An 18687-nucleotide genomic window follows, 5' to 3' on the forward strand; every position below is an offset into this window, starting at 1 on the left:
ACCCCCAGTTCACGTTTTCGTATGGCCCAACAGCAAGCCGAAGTTGCTGGCCCGATCGACGCCTTCCGGCAGTTTTTCTCCCTTCGCCGAGATGTGCTGGTGCTCTCGCTGGCGATGTTTGCGTTCAGTCTGGGATTCCAGATGACGAATCGGTTCATTCCGGACTACCTCTTCTATCTGGGCGCAGGCGGCTTCGTCGTCGGTCTGTTCGCAACTCTCGGAAACGTCATCGGGGCGGTGTACCCCTACTACGGCGGGGCCGTCTCCGACCGCGTCGGCTCGCGATACGCCCTGACGGTGTTCGGCTTTCTCTCGACGTTTGGCTTTGCGATCTGGCTCGCTGCCGCGTACGTTCCCACTATTGACCTTGGTGTCGTCGCCGTCGAGCCGTGGGTCTGGGTCTTCGTCGGCCTCCTGCTGGCCCAGTGCTGGAAATCGTTCGGAATCGGCGGCCACTACGCCATCGTGAAGCAAGCGACGGAACCCGGCCACCTGGCGCGTGGCTTCGCGAGCACGGAGACGTTCCGACGGATGGCGTTCCTGATCGCGCCGCTGATCGTCGCCGTGCTCGTGGTTGACGAACTCATGCCCGGTTTCCTGTGGGTGCTCGTCATTGGGATCATCTTCGCGCTGCTTGGGACGATCATCCAACACTTCCTCTACGAGACCGATCAGGACACGCTCGGCAAGGAGTTCCAGGGCGTCGGCCAGGTCGTTGACGACCTGCGGGCGCTGCCGGATGAACTGCGTCCACTGCTGGTCTCGGACGCACTGGTCCGGTTCGCCAACGGCATGGTGTACGCGTTCTTTATCCTCGTGATCACATTCGAGAAGGGGATTGGTCTCTCGCTCACGCTCCCTGTGATCGGCGCAGTCGACCTCTCACCGGCCGCGTTCTTCGGTGTCCTCCTCAGCATCGAGATGTTGGTCGCGCTGCTCACTATGGCACCGGTAGCTAAAATCGCCGAGTACACAGGCCTCAAGCCGGTCGTGGCACTCGGGTTCTTCGTCTACGCAATTTTCCCGGTGATGCTCATCTCCGCCCCAGAGGACAACGCTTTGCTGTTTATCGCTCTCTTCGCTTTTTCAGGACTCCGGTTCGCCGGTCTGCCGGCTCACAAGGCGTTGATCGTCGGTCCCGCTGAGAAAGACGCAGGTGGCCGCGTTACCGGTTCGTACTACCTCGTACGTGGTGCAATCGTCATCCCGAGTGGTGCGCTCGGCGGCTTCCTCTGGCAGTACGTCACGCCAGAAGTGTCGTTCACCCTCGCTTCGATTATCGGACTGATCGGTGTCGCCTACTTCTTGCTCTACGGCAAGGAGTTCGAAGCGTACCAGTAACGTCGAGCTTGTTTCTCGGTTCGTTCGCAGCTGGTCAAACTATGCTCCGTTGCTCTCCCGTTCAGTAAACCGCATCTTGAGAACCAGCGTCGATTCCTCGGACAAACGGACCGAACGGGTATGGGGCTACTCGAGTACCGAGCACATACTCACACACGACACTCGAGTTCGATTCGAGTTCGCCATCGAATCCGTTGTTCGGCTCCCTACGAGTTCTCTCTCGTCGCCGTCTCGGCGACCGACCGCACGTGGTCGGCCGTCAGTGCGGATAGCGGCACGTGTTCACCGCCCGTCTCGCCCGCAATCAGCGACGCGAGTCCAACGCGGTCGTCGTCGCCAGCGTCGACGACAACGACATCGTCGGCGGCCTGCTCGAGTCGCCGCGCCGCCGTTCGAACCGCATTCGTCGGTGCCTCCGCGACGTTCTCCTTCCCGTCGGTCACGAGCACGACGATCGCCGTCTCCGTCGCTGCCCGTTCGACGACGCTGTGGCCCGTCTTGAGCCCCGCCGCGAGCGGCGTGCGGTCGCCCGACGGTAACTCCTTGAGATGGCGTGCAGCCAACTCGACGCTCGCTGTCGGTGGTAACAACACCTCGGCATCCTTGCCTGCAAAGGCGACAAACGCAACCTCGTCGCGCCGCTGGTAGCTCTCGCGGAGCAACTCGAGTACGACGCCTTTCGCGGCGCGCATCGCCGGCCGCATTGACGCGCTGGCGTCGACGACGAAGACGATCGTGGCTGAGGTCGTCCCTTCTCGGACGGCGGTTCGAAGGTCGTCGCGTTCGACCTGGGAGCGACCGCGGTTGGCGGCAGCGCGAACCGACGCGGCGGCGTCGATGGGATCACCTGCCGCCGTTGATGCGCGCTCGGTACGGACACGCGCGCCGCGGTTGGCCGTGCTCGGTGTTGCACGCCCTCGCGCTCCATCGCCTGCTGCGTCTTGCTCGGCGGACGTGGCCTGGTTGTTCAGGTTCGGTGCGACCGCATCGCCAACGTCGACGGCGTGCTGGCGCTGACCGGGGACGAGCGGGGTTGCGGTTTCGTCGCCGCTGGACTCCTCGTCGGGTCGGGACTCGCCACCTTGTTGTTCGCCTTCATCGCCGTCTGTTCTCGTATCGCCCGCCGCGTTTGTCGACTGGGGAGTACTCGCGTTCCCGTCAGGGTCATCGGTGCGACCGGCATCGTCGCGGTCACCGTTTGCGTTCGGCTTCGTGTCCGTTTCTGGGCCGGATTCGGGTGGCTGTTCGGTGCCGTCACCGTCACCACCACTGTCGTCTCCGGAATCGGCAGAACTGCCGTGGTCACCCTCTCCGGACTCCGACCCTCCATTTTCGTTCGGGTCTGAGTCTGACTCCGCGTCCGATTCTGACGCTGAGCCCGTCTCCGAGTCACCTTCTCGATCCGGCTGTTCGCTCCCATCCGTCGCGCCGTCGTCCTGCGCTGTCGCGTCATCGAAGTGTTCGTTGAGCAGGTCCTCGAGTTCGGGTGCCTCTTCGAAGGGCGTACTCCGGAGTCGGTGCGGAAGTGCGAAGGTGGCGGCCTCGTGTACGTCTGATTCGGTGACGGTCAAGCGCCCATCGAGTGCGGCGAGGGCTCTTGCGGTTCGGGCAGTTGCGATATCGCCGCGGTGGCCGTCCACGCCGGCGTCGAGACAGAGTTCCGCGATCTCTGCCTTTCGATCGTCGGGGATCGAGACCGAGGACAGACGCGATCGCGCGTCCACGAGGGTCGACCGAAGCGCCTCGGTGTCGGTCGCGTACTCGTCGGCGGGATTCGTTGCTTTGTTCTCCGTCGAGGCGTCGAACGCCCGGTCGATGATCTCGACTCGGTCGTCGATTGCTGTCGCGCCTTCGACTGTCGCCTGCAGAGCGAACCGGTCGCGAAGTTGTGGTCGGAGATCCCCCTCCTCGGGATTCATCGTCCCGATCAGGGTGAACTCCGCGGGGTGTGAGACGCTGACGCCGTCGCGTTCGACCGTGTTGACGCCGCGTGCGGCGACGTCGAGGATGACATCGACGATGTGGTCGTCGAGCAGATTGACCTCGTCAACGTAGAGAATACCACGATGTGCGCGGGCGAGCAGACCGGGGTCGAACGCGGTTTCGCCGGCCATCGCGTTCTCGACTGAGAGGGTACCGACGACCCGGTCACGGGTGGCTCCCAGTGGGAGCGTTACCAGCGGTGGTGTCTGCAGTTCGACCGGCGGCTCCTCGCGGTTCCGACACTCTTCACACTGCAGTCGCGGCTCATCCGGTGCACAGCCGTAGGGGCAGTCCGAAACCGTCGGCTGTTCGGGAAGGAGGTCGACCAATGCGCGAACTGTCGTCGACTTCGCAGTTCCTTTCTCGCCCGTGATGAGTGCACCGTCCAGGTCGTCGTCGACCGCTGCAGCCAGCAGCACCCGTTTGAGTTCCTTCTGGCCGACGATTGCCGGGAAAGGCAGTGACGATAGCTTTTTGCACCCGGACTCTGCAACCATAGTTGCGATAATACAACAGAGGTTTAAATATTCGATGACACGGATCGGCATCTACACCGCGACCGAGAACGAGCTTGGCTCGATCGGCCGAGCCGCGGACAGACTCGAGGGGATCGACCTCGTCGTCCGCTCGGAGAGCGACCTCTCCGAGGAGGCCGAAATCGAGGAGTTCGTTGAGGAACTGACCGACGCCGCGGCAGCGATTTTCTGGCTGCACGGCGCTGAGGACAGCATGCCGGGCTACGAGTACGCGACGGGGGCACTCGCGGATGCCGGCGTGCCACTTATCGTCAAGTCGACCGGCGATGCGTTCGCCGTCGAGGATACGACCATCCCGGCGACACAGCGGGATCTCGCTTACGAGTATCTCGAAAAAGGGGGGACAATCAACGTCGCGAATCTATGTCGGTTTCTGGCGGCCGAGTTCGCGGTTGCCGACCCGGACGCTGACACCGTCCAGAAGGTCGAGTACGACGACCCGACTTCCCTCCCGACGGAGGGCGTCTACCACCCCGATTATCCCGGCATCGAGTACGAGGACCTACTCGAGACGCACGACCCTGAGCAGCCGACCGTCGCGGTCTGGTTCTACGAGTCCCATTGGACACACGAAAACACCCGCTACGTGGACGCGCAGGTCCGGGCACTCGAGGAGCAGGGCGCGAACGCGCTGCCGATTTTCTGTAATCCGGCAACGGACACCGACGAACAGGAAGATGCGGAGTGGGTGACTGACGAGTGGCTGATCGACGATGCGGGCGACCCGCTCGTCGACGCCGTGCTCTCTTCGTTCATGTTCTCCCTCTCGATGGACGAGCGCGGCCGCAGTGCAAGTGACGAGGGCAGTTCCGCTGCGGACGTCTTCCTCGATCGGCTCGGTGTGCCGGTCCTCCAGACGATCACGACGATGCGCTCGCGCTCTCGCTACCAGTCGAGCGACACCGGCGTGATGGGCTTCGAACTCGCACTCTCTGTCGCGCTACCGGAGTTCGACGGCAACGTCATCACCCACCCCATCTCGGGCAAGGAGCGCACCAGTGACGAAGCCGGTATCGGAAGCGCACCGAAGCACCACTTCCCGATCGAGGATCGGATCGACCACGCGACCCGGCTCGCGGTTAACTGGGCAACGCTGCGCCACACGCCGAACGAAGAGAAGAACGTGGCCGTCGTCCTGCACAACTACCCGCCGAGCGACGACGGGATCGGCACCGCGTTCGGGCTCGACAGCCCCGAGAGCACGGTTAATCTGCTGGGCGAACTGGATCGGCGAGGCTACGACCTTGACGGAGACTTCCCGGACAGCGGCCAGTCCCTCGTCGAGACGCTAACCTCACAACTGACGCTCGAGGACCGCTGGGTCGCCCCCGAGGACGTTCGTGACCTCTCGGTCGACGTGGTTGCACCCGACACCTACGAATCGTGGTTCGCCGAGGCTGACGAACGGTTTCAGGAGAACATCATCGAGGAGTGGGGCGAGGTGCCCGACAGACCGTTTGCGATACCGGGAGCCCAGTTTGGCAATGTCCTCGTCACGGTTCAGCCCCCGCGCGGATTCGGGATGGACCCCTCGAAGGTCTACCACGACTCGGATCTGCAGCCGCCACACGACTACTACGCCTTCTACGGTTGGCTCCGGAATACGTTCGAGGCCGATGGCGTTGTGCACCTCGGAACCCACGGTAGTCTCGAGTGGCTCCCCGGCAAGACCGTCGGCCTCGACGGCGAGAGTGCACCCGACCAGCTGATCGACGACATTCCCAACGTCTACCCGTATATCGTCAACAACCCGGGCGAGGGAACGCAGGCGAAACGGCGTTCGTACGCCGCCATCGTCGACTACCTCACGCCAGTGATGCGAAACGCCGGCACCTACGACGAACTGGCTGAACTTGAGGAGTTGGCGAATCAGTATCGCGAGGCCGGCATGGAAGACGCCCGCGCAGACGATGGCGAGCACCTCGAGACCCTTATCCGCGAGACAGTCGACGAGTTGGATCTCGCGGTCGAGTTGGGTATCACCGGCGAAATCAGCGAGAAAGCCGATGTTCGTGGACCTGACGAAGCTGGATCGACGCTTGCCGAAGGCGAGGTGGCAGGCGACGACCTCGAGATCGATGAACTGGTCGAACGCATCCACGAGTACCTCACCGATGTCAAGACGACCCAGATCCGGCTAGGGCTACACACAATGTCTGAACCGCCCGCAGACGAGCGCCTCGTCGAGTACCTCGTCGCGCTCACCCGACTCGAGAACCCAGGCGCGCCGAGCCTGCGTGAGAGTGTCGCCGGCGTGCTGGGCGTGGACTACGAGGCGATGCTCAACTCGCCAGGGACCTACGACGACGACCTCGGCATGACCTACGCCGAGGCTGCCGATACGGTTCACGAGACCAGTCTCGAACTGGTCGAGACGCTGGCCGAGCACGAGTTCGACGTCCCTGAATCCGAGCGCGAATCCGGTCCCGAGGACGAAGTGAACATGAACCTGCTCGTCGTCGACCTCGAAACGATCGGCGACGCGCGTGCTGAATCGGGCGCGCACGACGACCTCCGGAAAGCACTTGCGTACATCTGTGAGGAGGCCCAGCCCCGCGTGCAGGGCGCAGAAGACGAGATTCCGCGTACCGCGGACGCGCTCTCGGGCGAGTACGTTCCACCAGGCGGTTCCGGCGCGCCGACCCGCGGCGGCGTCGATCTGTTGCCCACGGCGCGAAACTTCTACACGCTCGACCCGCGCAAGGTACCCGCGAAGCCAGCCTGGCAAGTGGGTCGGGAGGTCGCGGCGGGCGTCCTTGATCGACATCACGCCGAAAACGATGAATATCCCGAAGAGATCGGCGTCGTCGCCTGGGGTACCCCGACGGTACGCACCCGCGGGGAGACCATCGCCCAGGTGCTCGCGATGATGGGCGTCGAACCGCAGTGGACCGATGCAGGCCGAATCGACGACGTGGAACCGATTCCGCTCGACGAACTGGGACGGCCCAGAATCGACGTGACGACGCGCGTCTCCGGACTCTTCCGGGATGCGTTCCCCGCCGCGGCAGGCGTCATCCACGACGCCGTCGACGCCGTTGTCGACCTCGACGAACCGCACGAGATGAACTACGTGAAGAAACACGTCGAGGAGGAACAGGCCGAACTCGAGTCCGAGGGTCTCGACGAGGCCGACGCTCGAACGGCCGCCAAACACCGCGTCTTCACCACGAAACCCGGCGGCTACGGCGCTGGGACGAACAAGGCTGTCGACGAGGGCAACTGGGACGACCGTTCAGACCTCGCCTCGGTCTACGTCCAGTGGGGTGGCTACGCGATGGGCTCCAGAGGTCGGGTTTCGGACGCCCACGACGCCTTCGAGCGACGGCTCTCGAGTGTCGACGCCACCGTCAAGCTCGAGGACACGATGGAACAGGACGAGTTCGACTCCTCGGATTGGTACGCCTTCCACGGCGGCTTCATCTCCGCTGTGAGCGAAATCGCGGGCGAAGAGCCCGCCTCTTACGTCGGCGACTCCTCGGACCCTGACAACGTCGATGTCTACACCAACGAGGAGAAGGTCCGGAAGGCGATGCGCGCCCGGGTGCTGAACCCCGACTGGCTCGAATCTATGGAGGAACACGGCTACAAAGGCGCTGGCGACCTCTCGACGACGGTCGACGTGACCCTCGGCTGGGACGCGACCGCCGGCGTCATCTCGGACCGTCTCTGGTCAGATGTCGCCGAGGCGTACGCCTTCGACGCTGAGCGTCAAGAGTGGATGCGCGACGTGAACCCGTGGGCACTCGAGTCCATCACCGACACGTTGCTCGAGGCGATCGACCGCGACCTCTGGGACGCCGACGAGGAGACTGCCGACCGCCTGCGCGATCTCAACCTCACTGTTGACGGCGATCTCGAGGCTCGAACGACGAACGAGGCCGTGGGTTCGGAGGTGTCCACCGATGACTGATGGCAAAGGTGACCATTCCGTCGAGGAAGCGTACGCCGACCTCGGCGCAACCACCCAGAACGCCATGGACATCGCCGAGACCAGCATGGACATCGTTCGGCAGTTCGTCCCCGACGAGACGCTCGCCGATAGGCTGCGACAGAAGTCCGTCCACTCGATGGGTGACATCGAATTTCAGCACCTACTCGAGTTCACCGGGGACGAGCACGGCGACGAGGACGCGCCAGTCCGTGCCGGCGCGCGAGCGGTGCTCGACGAGGCAACTATCGTGACGGACATTACGATGGCGAAAGCAGGCATCACGGGCCGCGGCCATGACTGTGAGAAGCGCAAGGCGATCGGTAACGGCGCTGAGCTGGCGGCCGAGACGGGAATGACCCGTACCGCCGCGTCGGTGCTCGAACTCGATAAACAGGGCGTCTATGACGGATCGATCGCCGTTGTCGGCAACGCGCCGACGGCTGCGTTCGCGCTTGCAGATTGTATCGAGAACGGGACGCGGCCGGCCGTGATCGTGGCGACGCCAGTCGGTTTTGTCAAGGCCGAGGAGAGCCGCGACCGCATTCGTGCGGTCAGTGAAACGTACGGTGTCCCGGCAGTGACGAACGTCGGACGGCGCGGCGGCAGCGGGCTCGCTGCGGCGCTAACGAACGAGTTGATTCACGTCGCGTCGGACGTGCGAAACGGCGAGCTTGAACTCGCCCTCGACCGTGATGGTACCCGGAACCGAAAGCCGACAAGTGCCACAACGGAGACAAACGAATGAGCGACGAGTACGATCTGGATGCCGGCCCAGATCCGGCAACAGTCGCCGCTGCAGCGGCCGAGACGGACTTCGAGACATCGAACAGTGGGGCGGACGACGAGTTGTCGCCAGTCTACGCTGTCGGTATTGGCCCCGGTAATCTCGAGTATCTCACCCCGCGCGGTGAGCGTGCGATCCGCGAGGCCGATGTTGTCGTCGGCTTCTCGACCGTCGTGGAGTTTATCGAGGACCGAACGGACGCTGACCTGCTCACCTGTGGGTACAAGGACGAAGCGGCTGCCCTCGAGGCGTTTGGCGAGCGCGTCGCCGCGGGCGAGCGCGGAACGGCGGTTCTGATGGGCGATCCGAACCACTCCGGCTACCAGTTCGTCGGCAAAGTGCAGGACGCTGTCGCGTCTGCCTTGGAATCAGCATCGGCATCGGAATCATCATCGGAATCGGCAGATAGTCCGGTGCGTGTCGTTCCCGGAATCTCTTCGCTCCAGTTGGCCGCCAGCCGTGCTCGAACGCCGATGGAGGACACCGAGTTCGTCACTCTCCACAAGAGCGGCTCGTTGGCGTCCGATATGGATCGCCTTGCTGCAGCCGTCGAGAACAGACACCTGCTCGTGTTGCCGCGTCCCTACGACCGGATGCCCGGCGACATCGCCGACTTCCTGCTCGAACAGGGAGCGGACGGCGATCTCGAGGCACTCGTTCTGGAGAAACTCACCCACGACGACGAGCAGTGCCACCGCTTCACGCTGGACGAACTGGCGGTGTACGCCGGCGGCACCGGTCCCGAGGAGACGCCGTTCTCCGATCTGATCGTGCTCGCGGTGCGACAGCCAGTTCCGGTCGAGTAACCGGGCTCGTCGACTGATCGGATGTGGTGACCGAATCCGCTGACAGCGGCCCTCCCACTGTTTCCGTTCTCGTTCCGGCTCCCTTTTCCGTTCTTTTCCGTTCCGGTTCCCGTTCTCACTCTCCGTTCACTCTCGTCTCCCTGCCGCCTGGCTCCGCTGCTCGGACTAACAAGCTCGATTGTTATAGAACAAAGAAAATTGATTTAGTGCCTGCGGAAGATTGGTCGCACGATGTCTGCTATCGCGCTTCCACACGACGCCAAGGCAGGGCCGACAAAGCCCGAGGTACGCTCGGTGGTTCTGGGCAAACTCGCACTCGAGTCCACCGACCACTTCGTCGACGTCGGCTCTTGTACGGGAGCAGTAACGATTGAGGCGGCACGATACAGTGGGCGTGTCACCGCGATCGAACGCAAGGAGGACCGTCTCGCCGTCACCGAGCAGAATCTCGCAGCGAACGAGGACGAGGTTACTGCCGATGTTGACCTCGTGAACGAGGCAGCACCGGCAGGAATCCCGGCCGACGCGGACGCCATCTTCCTCGGCGGCAGTCGCAATTTCGAGGCCGTCCTCGACCGCGCCGTGGAACTCGGCATCGACCGCATCGTGATGAACGTCTCGCGACTCGAGGTCGCCGGTGATGCAGTCGAGGCCTTCCGCGACCGAGACCTTCTCGAGGAGGTCGTCCAGTTGCAGGTCAGTCACGGCTACGAACTCGCAGGTGCAACGAGTTTCAACTCGGAAAATCCGGTCTACATGCTTGTCGGCTCGGCTACGTCAGCCGTGACCGAGACGGGCGACGGTGAAACCGACACAGACAGCGCCGCGGAGGACTCCCAATGACGCTCTACGGCATCGGACTCGGTCCCGGCGAGGCCGACCTCGTCACCGTCCGTGGCAAACAACTCCTCGAGCGCGCCGACATCGTCTACTCGCCCGGCCGCCTCTCACGATCGGTCGCACTCGAGTACGTCGACGAGGATGCGATCGGCGACCTCGACTTTCCGATGACGAAAGACGAGGAGAAACTCCGTCGAGCCTGGAAGGAAGCGGCCGAGGTGGTCGCGCCGAAGGCTCGTGAAGGCGATGTTGCGTTCGTTACGCTCGGTGATCCGAACGTCTACTCGACGTTCGGTCATCTTCGACGGACGCTCGAGGCCTTTCACTCCGACGTGGACCTCGAAATCGTTCCGGGTGTCTCCGCGATGACGGCGTTCGCGACGGCGCTTGGTGTCGAGATCGAGGCGGGTGCGGGTCTCTCGCTGCGCGAGGCGGCCAACGGTGCGAGCCCGACTGGTCCGGATCGGATGATCCTCTTCAAGGTGACTGACGCGCCCGCGACTCACGAGGGGCTGATCGAGGCAGGGTACGACGTTCGATACGGACGGCGACTTTTCATGGAGCAGGGCGAGACGCTCATCACGGACGATCCCACGGAGTTGGCCGAACGAGATTACTACACGCTGGCGTACGCCGAGCGGCAGGATCTCGAAATCGAGTCACCGACGGCGGCGTTCCAGCGTGGGGGTCACCAATGACTGCTGATGGTGTGTCCGGCGGACCTACCGATGACGATGCATCCGCCAGTGATGACGGACCCGCTGACGATCCGCAGGCGGCGATTGACGCCCAGAGCGAGCGCCGCCGTGCGGCGCTCGACGACCGAATCGTCGAGCACAGCGCCGGTGATCAGCAGGACGGGGTTCCGTTCGTCGGTGCCGGCCCGGGTAACCCGCGGCTGTTGACCGTCGCCGGAATGGAACTCCTCGAGGAGGCCGATCTGGTTGTCCATGCGGGCTCGCTGGTCAACAGCGAACTGTTAGACGAGTACTGCGACCACGCCGACCTCGTAAACTCTGTCGGAAAGGACCTGGAGGAACTCATTCCGCTAATGCGGGATGCCTACGAGGACGGCCGGAACGTGGTTCGACTTCACAGCGGCGACCCCGCGATCTACGGCGCTGCACTCGAGCAGATGGACGCGCTGGAACACGAAGGCGTTCCCACTTACCTCGTCCCGGGAGTTACCTCGGCGTTTGCGGCCAGCGCCACGCTCAGGACACAGTTAACGCTCAACGAGGTTTCGAATCACGTCGCGTTTACCCGGCCACAGGGGAAGACGCTCACTCCCGAGGAAGACCACATCTCCGAGTTCGTTGAAATGGGCGACGTGACGACGTGCATCTATCTCGGAACTCACGCTGTCCGTGAGACGATGGATCGCCTGCTTGCCGATGGACACGATCCCGAGACGCCGGTCGCAGTTATCTACCACGCCTCCTGGCCGGACGAAGACGTGCTCGTCGGGTCGATCGGTGACATTGCGGATCGTGTCGAGGAGGCGGGCTACCGTGCCTCGGCGTTGGTCGTTATCGGTGAGGCGGTAACCGGTGCGGGTTACGAACGGTCGTTCCTCTATGGCGACTGGGCCACCCGAGGCAGCACGGAGTCGTCTGACTGACTCGGTTGCTGTTTGGGACCAACAAAACCTCGGGCCACCGCGTCCGGTGTCGTTTACCTGTTCCTCTCTCGTTCCAACCGCTCTACTCGTCTTGCGTCACACTCGTCGGCCACCATTCTGCTGTCATCTACATCCGACATCGGGTCACGGCTAAGCCATTTCAATCAGAGCATTTATAATTCCTCAGGAAAGTTGGGATAACAAACAATTCGTATGTACGCTTTTGAGGGGAGCGAGTGCTGGTCGTGCTGGTGTTGGGTCTCGAGCGGCTTCGCAGGTCCGTCAGTGTCGCGTGGATGGCGGGTGAGATACCAATGAGATTGTTCACATTGATTCAGTCGTTCGCCGGCCGCGCCCGGAAGCGACTGGTTCCGGTACTCCTCATTGTCGGTTGTGGCGTCGTGTTCGGACTGCTTGCTATCGGTGTCGGCCGTCTCTCCGGTCTTGTTACACGCGTTCCATCCTCGTCACCGCCGCTCGTCTCGCAAACGCTTGGTCCTGAGGTGGTTCTCTTTCTCGTCTCGTTCTTCTGCAGCGCACTCACGTGTGTCTGCGTTCTCATCTATCGAGCAAATCGGGAGGCAGTCGATGCCCACTGGCAACAGTACTCGACGTGGGCGCAGTCGGTGATCGTCGGCTGTCTCTGTGCCGTCGTCGCCGCTCTGGTGCTCGGTTCGTTCACACTGGTGAGCGAGCTCACAGGCACTGCCGTCGTCCTCGGTTTCCTCGTTACCTGGCCGCTCGCGGCTGGGCTGTTACTCCTCCAGGATCGGCGAAGCGCGACCGCTGACTCCTCGTTCTCGTCTGTCAGAACTGGCTACGCTCACACGAAGGGACTCGAGAGCCGGACGCTTTCCGTGATCGTTGGCTTCTCGGTCGGCGTCGCCGGCGGCGTCGCCCTCTGGTACATCGGCACCTGGTACACTGGTCGCGTTCCGTTGGCGGTGACGGCCACGATTGCGCTCGTACTCTGGGTCGGAACGACGGTCCTCGTTTACAACCGGTACGCGGCCGCCACGACGGCACGAACAGAACTTACCGTCGTCGCCCTCAGAACCCCGGACTCCCGTCCAACGCGGGAACTCGCCATCAGAAACGACTCCGCTGCAGCGATCGATCTCTCGGAGTCTCGGATTCGCGACACCGAGTTCGACCTGTATCGACTCGGCGTCAACGTCACACTCAAACCGGGTGCCGTCTGTTCGTTCGAGATTCCCGAATCGTTCTCGATCGCACCGAACGACGACTCGGTCGAACTGCCGCTCGGATACAGCCTCAAACGTGGGGGTGAAACACCGACGCTTCTGACGAGAACTGGCGCGATCTACTCTCTACAGTGGGCACCGAATGCGACCACGGATGTCGATGCGCTCGATGCAACGATCGATTCCGACTCGGCGTCGGAGACCCCGTCTGACCACTCCACACAACAGGATGGCGAGTCCGACCTGGAGCCGCCCGTTACCGGTACTACGCCGCAGGACTAACGAGTCGTGACTTTCACTCACAGTGATAATAATTAAGTCATCGCAGTCGATAGCATCACCTAGTACCACCTTCGATGAAACGACCGTCTCCTGGCGTTCGTCCCAGCACTGGTTGCCACCCACGGAGGAAGGCCGCCGATGACTGACTCGGCACTGCCCTCCGTCGAACCGGCGGTTCGCGACATCAGCGTTAGTACCAACCACAAACAGGGCGACACGACAGCAGGGGAGAACACACCGCGAGCACCAGCTTCGGTGTCGTCTACAGTGGCGCGAGAGTCGCCACACCAACTGACAATCGACGGACTCAGTCGCCGGCACAGACCGATTGCCACACTCGACCCGACTCGCCTCGCTGGCCGCTTCGTTCATCGAATACTCACCCGACACGCAGGCATGTCGCTCGTCTTTCGCCACTCACGCCGACAGTCTCCCGCAGACGCCGATCTCTCCGATGGAGTCACGGCAGAGATGCCGTCTGATCCGCCGTCGTTGCTCCCTGCCTCAGAGCCCGCTGCCAACCCCGGGGCCGCCCCTATGTCCATAGGTTCACCCGACACCGCCGCTAGTTCTGCGCCGAGTACCGATGCCACAACTCGTACCCGGTCATCCGCGAACGATCGGACACCGTCTTTCCGGTGGATTTCATCGTCTAACCCCCAATCGAGTGCTCCAGACGCAACTTCAGTGTCCCGCCTCGCTCACTCAGCCGAAGGTGAGTCGGCGGCACCTGACTCCTCGATGCGCCACGTCGGTGCACAGACAGCACGAAACGGCCGTAATCGTCCCCACGTTGGCAGTCTTCCCGTCGATAGTAGCGACGACCAGCACCAACATCAGACACGGGAATTGATAGACCACGACCATGGCCCTGTTCGGCCCGTCCGTCGTCGAGCCAGTTTATCGACTGACGCTCCCTCTCGGACATTTCCGCCCAAACTGGATACCACACCGGCAACCGCGGACAAGCCAGTCCGTCAAGATCCGGCGAAGTTGCGTGAGAGACCGAAACCGAGTTCGGGTTTGGGTTCCGGCTCGGATATCGGGTCGCCGTCACTCCAACCACCGAGCGGACAGCGCCTCGCCGACCCGTTCTCAAGTACCCCGTCGAGTAGTGGTAACTCCCCGAAAGGTTTCTCAGGTAGTACGGACGCCACGGTGGAGACAGATGGTACGGCCGACACCGTTGAACGTGAGTGGACACCACAGCCACATCGATCATCCCGACTCCACCACCTCACACACCGACAACCCCCCATGAACGGACAGCAGCGCGCTCGACACGCTGCAGCGCCGACAGTATTGGTCGAACCCAGTGGGGGTAACGCGTTTGCTACATCGACGGCCGAACCTGAGAGAGCGCGAACGGCCGAACGATCACGCCTGTCCGACTCGGTTTCGTCCGGGACACGACGAGTTGCTATAACTCCCGACGCAGCGCCGCGTTCGGCGCGTCCTGGGAGCGAAGATAGCCGACTCGTATCCGGTCACGGACCCAGACCTGGTGCTGGAACTGAACCTGAATCCGGACCCGGACCCGGACCTGAACCCGAACCCGAATCCAGACCTGACTCAGGATCTAGAGCCAGCGCCCCACGCTCGACAGTTGGCCCGTCATCACCGTCGACGGCGTCTCGCGCGCCCACCACGGTGACAGGGGAGGACGAACCGATTCGATCCCAGCGGCCACGATTGACGTCGGACGCTCCCGAACGGGTTTCGCCGTCGACCGGAACGGTCTCTCGAACGGCCTCCGTCGGTGAGTCACTGCGAGTCCGCGCTCCGCGTGTCTTGCCCCAGCGCGGGGTCCGAGATAGGCAGGTCGTCGTTCCGGCAACGGCCACACCTGGTTCCGTTCCGCGGACCGTACCGACTGGCACCAGTTCTGATCGCGCGGCTGTCAGCCGTTCATCCCCGGTTTCGTCTTCTGACGACTTCTCGCTCTCACAGAGGCAGATGCCAGGGGAGCGGGGCTCGAGTACACTCGCGACGCAGACTTCTGGCGAACGCGATCATCGTTCCGCGCCGGTCACCGAGACATCGTGGGAGGGGGCGGACGCTCCTCTCTCGCACGCTGCAACCGGGAGCACTACTTCACCAACCCGTTCAGTCGCACGGAACAGCGCTGCTGGCCACTCACCGGCGATCGAACGCGACGACAACTCACGATCTGTGCTGTCGCGTCCGCGCTCTCGTCCGCACTCGAGTGCGATGAGTGAGACATTGTTGGAGGACCTCCAGACGTTGGGATCGAGAGCCGGCAGGGACACGACCGCTGCTCCGCCTGCGTCAACAGTTACGTCTCCCTCCTCCACTCTCGCCGGTACCAATGTAACGGCCACTGAGTCGCCACAACAAACCCAGGCAGCCGTAGGGAACAGTGCACTGATCGGCACTGTGCCTGTTGACAGAAGTTCCGCTCAGCACAGGGACGCCAACTCACGCGCACGATCTGAACTGTCCGTGGACAGCGGGACTGCACCGAGCGCCGTACTCGAGTCGATCCGCCGCAGTGGTGTGACTATGCCTTCGGTTGAGCGCCGCTTCCTGTCTCGGTCGGCAGCTGGGACCGGGATTTCGGTGCTTGCGACGGATCCCACTAGGTGGTCCGAGGCGAGTTCGCACTCGCGATCGAACGGTGGGGCCGTGTCTACGCCCGCTGCTGCGGATACGTCGATTGCTCGACCCCAGCCCGCAGAACCGTCGCAAGTCCAGTCTGGATCGCAGACCCAGACTGCTTCTTTGGGACAGTCTCGTACCCACACTTACTCTGAGGACCAAACCGGACGTTCTCGATCGCATTCCCACCAGCGGTCTCTGGATGTGCGCACAATTGACGATCGATCGAGAACTAATTGGACTGAATCAGCAGCTTCGACTTCGACCTCAACCACGACCCCGATTTCCACCTCGGCCCCGACATCGAGCACGACCTCGATTTCCACCCCGAACCAAACCTCGGCATCCACATCGAACGCAACCCCGGTTTCGGCCTCAAGTTCAATTCCGATCTCGAATCAACCCAGGAGCGAGACTGAAGATAGCAGTGAGAATGAGGCCGGGAACAACCAGACACGACACCGGCAGTTCGTTCCCACTCTCGACGACCACGAATCCGGCTCGGGACAGCTCTCCCGCTCTCTTCCGACATCCGCAGTGACTTCTGGTTACAACGACTCGGTCTCGGCCCGCAATCGTGTGGACAACCGGACCCGAACTCGAGTTGCCGCCAATCGCATTGCAGCTGAATCGACTGCCCGGTCGCGGCCTCGACAGCAGGAGACGCCTTGGCAGCGATCGGCCGGTAACGACACAGCTGTTGATCCGGTTACAGCCCGGTTGTCGTCGGTGGTCAATCGCCAGCGGATGGGGGAGTCGGTGCCGGCGAGTACCGAGCACGGTGTCACCCGCCTGAACACGTCGGCTGCTGGCGGGAGTGCGTCCGTGGTGAGCGACGTTTCGGGTACCGAGTTTTCGAGGGATGGCGCGGCCACACTCCCTGCTTCTGGCTCTGCGTTTGCCTCTGACTTTGGGTCTGTGCCTACTTCCGTCCCCGACAATAGTGTCAGGGACCTTCCGAACTCGGGGTCGGACTGGTCGGCGAGTGCCACCACAGATTCGGCTCGAACGGGAGAGCGAGCTGGACGGATGTCGCGGCTCCGGCCGATTCGGTCCAGCACCGACACGTCTCCGGGTGGCAGCCAACCGCCCGAGCGGTCGAGCGCCGACGGACACACCGGTTCCGACCAACAGCGGGAACGTGGCACGAACGCGACCAGGTCGCGTTTTTCTGCTTCCGTCACGTCCTCGGTTTCGTCCCCCTCACTTGCCACAACTGCATCGTGGACTGCGCCGACGACACTGATCGATCCCGACCCGGACCCCAACCCTGAACTCAGTCCCGCTCCCACACCCACTGACTCGACTCCCAACACCGGCGTCCAGAATAGTTCGGATAGAATGATTAAATATAAAACACGTGCGAAAAAACGAAGCAGCAGCAAGTCAGATAGCAAACCAATGAACTCGAGTAGCAGTCGGCCGGACCTCGTCTATCGCGTTGGCAACCCGGGCACCGCCACGGATGCGGCCACGTCTGGCGCAGCGGACCACGGCGGTCGCTCGTCGGTAGCGGCGGCTCGCGGCGAACCAGCTAGACGTACGGTCGACGGCAACCCTGGCGGAAGCGGTGCAGGAACGCATGCGAACGCACGCCCACAGACGCCCCAACACAGTCACATACCATCGTCCGAACGGTCGCGCGGGACGGGACGAGTGTCGGGACTGAACGAGCGAGCGACAACGCGGCGTTCCGATCAGGCGAGCGGGTTTGGTAACCAGTCTGCCTCACGGTCTCGGGGTGGCTCTCGCACCGATTCCCGTGAGTCGCATAGTCGATCTCGCTCCCCAGTTGAGTCGCTTCCGCCTGGCCCTCACAGCAGCGATGCGAACGCAGCCAGCGGACACACACAGCGACGGGAACCGGCCGCTGAATCATCGACACGAACTGGCGACCCGTCACAGCGGACCCAACGTGGCAGCGAGCGGGACCTTGCCGACGTGCCCTGGGGTGACGATGCCGTCCAGTTTGACGCCGATGTCGACCGAATCGTCGAGCGGCTCTACCGCCGACTCGACCGCAAGCAACGGATTGAACGCGAACGGAGGGGACTTTAGATGGCAACCGGCGGCAAGCTCGAGAAGGCACAGATTATGATCGTCAACGGGAAGCACCAGGGTGAAACGATCGAATGCAAGTTCAACCCGAACTCCTACACGCTCGAGAAGAGCGTTAACTACGGTGAGATGAAAGCCACCGGTTCCGGCGCGTCGATCATGCAATTCGTCGACGGCAACGCCGAGACGCTCTCGACCGAACTGTTCTTCGATACGACCGATGCACTCGAGTCAGACGATGTCGACGCTTCGGCTGTCGACGTCCGTGAGCAGTACACAAAGTACATCGATATGCTGCTGTCAGTCGACGGCGAACTTCACGCACCGCCAGTCTGTCGGTTCGTCTGGGGTGACGGCATCGACTTTACGGCGCTTGTCCGGAGTGCGAACAAGCAGTTCACCAAGTTCCTGCCAAGCGGCGTGCCGATTCGCGCTCGCGTCTCGATCGTCTTCACCGAGTTCAAGACAGCAGACTACCACAAGTCCGAGGTTTCGCCCGAATCGACGGACAAGACTAAGGCGTGGACAGTGACTGAGGGCGATACCCTCTGGTTGATCGCTGCCGAGGAGTACGGCGATTCTGCTCACTGGCGGACGATTGCAGATCAGAACGATATCGACAACCCGCGTGCGATTACGCCGGGCGAGACACTCGAGTTACCGCCGTTATGAGGTTGA

The 18687-nt window shown here is 62.7% G+C and carries 10 protein-coding genes and 1 pseudogene; 10 read left to right on the plus strand and 1 reads right to left on the minus strand.

The window, feature by feature from the left end; translation table 11 throughout:
- Nucleotides 1-21 precede the first annotated feature (21 nt).
- Nucleotides 22-1341 (plus strand): MFS transporter, encoded by a 1320-nt coding sequence (locus C482_RS02525; protein WP_006165822.1) that lies wholly within the window; start codon nucleotides 22-24, stop codon nucleotides 1339-1341.
- A gap of 206 nt (nucleotides 1342-1547) precedes the next feature.
- On the opposite strand, the gene C482_RS02530 is transcribed toward C482_RS02525, so the two are convergent.
- Complete coding sequence (locus tag C482_RS02530) at nucleotides 1548-3821, minus strand: VWA domain-containing protein (RefSeq protein ID WP_006165824.1); 2274 nt, start codon at nucleotides 3819-3821, stop codon at nucleotides 1548-1550.
- Between the two features lie 34 nt (nucleotides 3822-3855).
- Here C482_RS02530 and cobN point away from each other — a divergent pair, with 34 nt between their 5' ends.
- The 9 genes and pseudogenes from cobN to C482_RS02585 all read left to right on the plus strand — a co-directional run bounded on the left by cobN (nucleotide 3856) and on the right by C482_RS02585 (nucleotide 18681).
- Complete coding sequence (gene cobN / locus C482_RS02535) at nucleotides 3856-7773, plus strand: cobaltochelatase subunit CobN (protein WP_006165826.1); 3918 nt, start codon at nucleotides 3856-3858, stop codon at nucleotides 7771-7773.
- Nucleotides 7766-8539, plus strand: a complete 774-nt coding sequence (locus C482_RS02540; RefSeq protein WP_006165828.1) for a precorrin-8X methylmutase — start codon at nucleotides 7766-7768, stop codon at nucleotides 8537-8539. The genes cobN and C482_RS02540 overlap by 8 nt, the downstream gene beginning before the upstream one ends.
- The gene (locus C482_RS02545; protein ID WP_006165830.1) at nucleotides 8536-9384 is read left to right on the plus strand and encodes a cobalt-precorrin-7 (C(5))-methyltransferase; all 849 of its coding nucleotides are present in this window, start codon (nucleotides 8536-8538) and stop codon (nucleotides 9382-9384) included. Before C482_RS02540 ends, C482_RS02545 begins: the two co-directional genes overlap by 4 nt.
- Nucleotides 9385-9615: 231 nt before the next feature.
- Nucleotides 9616-10227 carry a precorrin-6Y C5,15-methyltransferase (decarboxylating) subunit CbiT gene (cbiT, locus tag C482_RS02550; protein WP_006165832.1) on the plus strand — a complete coding sequence of 204 codons (612 nt, stop codon included), beginning with the start codon at nucleotides 9616-9618 and terminating at the stop codon, nucleotides 10225-10227.
- Nucleotides 10224-10907 (plus strand): annotated as a pseudogene (locus tag C482_RS02555) (cobalt-factor II C(20)-methyltransferase); the annotation flags it as partial. The gene cbiT and the pseudogene C482_RS02555, both read left to right, overlap by 4 nt.
- A gap of 11 nt (nucleotides 10908-10918) precedes the next feature.
- Complete coding sequence (locus tag C482_RS02560; protein ID WP_006165835.1) at nucleotides 10919-11845, plus strand: cobalt-precorrin-4/precorrin-4 C(11)-methyltransferase; 927 nt, start codon at nucleotides 10919-10921, stop codon at nucleotides 11843-11845.
- Between the two features lie 314 nt (nucleotides 11846-12159).
- A complete protein-coding gene (locus tag C482_RS02565; RefSeq protein ID WP_152421952.1) occupies nucleotides 12160-13332 on the plus strand; it encodes a hypothetical protein in 1173 nt (390 codons plus the stop codon).
- A gap of 4020 nt (nucleotides 13333-17352) precedes the next feature.
- Nucleotides 17353-18009: a hypothetical protein gene (locus tag C482_RS21010; protein ID WP_152421953.1), complete on the plus strand. Its 657-nt coding sequence runs from the start codon at nucleotides 17353-17355 to the stop codon at nucleotides 18007-18009.
- Nucleotides 18010-18681, plus strand: coding sequence for a CIS tube protein (locus C482_RS02585; RefSeq protein WP_006165841.1), 672 nt, complete (start codon nucleotides 18010-18012; stop codon nucleotides 18679-18681). It begins immediately after the preceding gene.
- Nucleotides 18682-18687: the final 6 nt, after the last annotated feature.

The sequence above is a fragment of the Natrialba chahannaoensis JCM 10990 genome, from assembly GCF_000337135.1.
GTDB lineage: Archaea > Halobacteriota > Halobacteria > Halobacteriales > Natrialbaceae > Natrialba > Natrialba chahannaoensis.

Bases quoted from the DNA above. Each gene is read 5' to 3' on its own strand.
- C482_RS02585 (WP_006165841.1), top strand. From the start codon at position 18,010: ATGGCAACCGGCGGCAAGCTCGAGAAGGCACAGATTATGATCGTCAAC.
- C482_RS02525 (WP_006165822.1), top strand. From the start codon at position 22: ATGGCCCAACAGCAAGCCGAAGTTGCTGGCCCGATCGACGCCTTCCGG.
- cobN (WP_006165826.1), top strand. From the start codon at position 3,856: ATGACACGGATCGGCATCTACACCGCGACCGAGAACGAGCTTGGCTCG.
- C482_RS21010 (WP_152421953.1), top strand. From the start codon at position 17,353: ATGAACTCGAGTAGCAGTCGGCCGGACCTCGTCTATCGCGTTGGCAAC.
- C482_RS02560 (WP_006165835.1), top strand. From the start codon at position 10,919: ATGACTGCTGATGGTGTGTCCGGCGGACCTACCGATGACGATGCATCC.
- C482_RS02530 (WP_006165824.1), bottom strand. From the start codon at position 3,821: ATGGTTGCAGAGTCCGGGTGCAAAAAGCTATCGTCACTGCCTTTCCCG.
- C482_RS02565 (WP_152421952.1), top strand. From the start codon at position 12,160: ATGAGATTGTTCACATTGATTCAGTCGTTCGCCGGCCGCGCCCGGAAG.
- C482_RS02540 (WP_006165828.1), top strand. From the start codon at position 7,766: ATGACTGATGGCAAAGGTGACCATTCCGTCGAGGAAGCGTACGCCGAC.
- C482_RS02545 (WP_006165830.1), top strand. From the start codon at position 8,536: ATGAGCGACGAGTACGATCTGGATGCCGGCCCAGATCCGGCAACAGTC.
- cbiT (WP_006165832.1), top strand. From the start codon at position 9,616: ATGTCTGCTATCGCGCTTCCACACGACGCCAAGGCAGGGCCGACAAAG.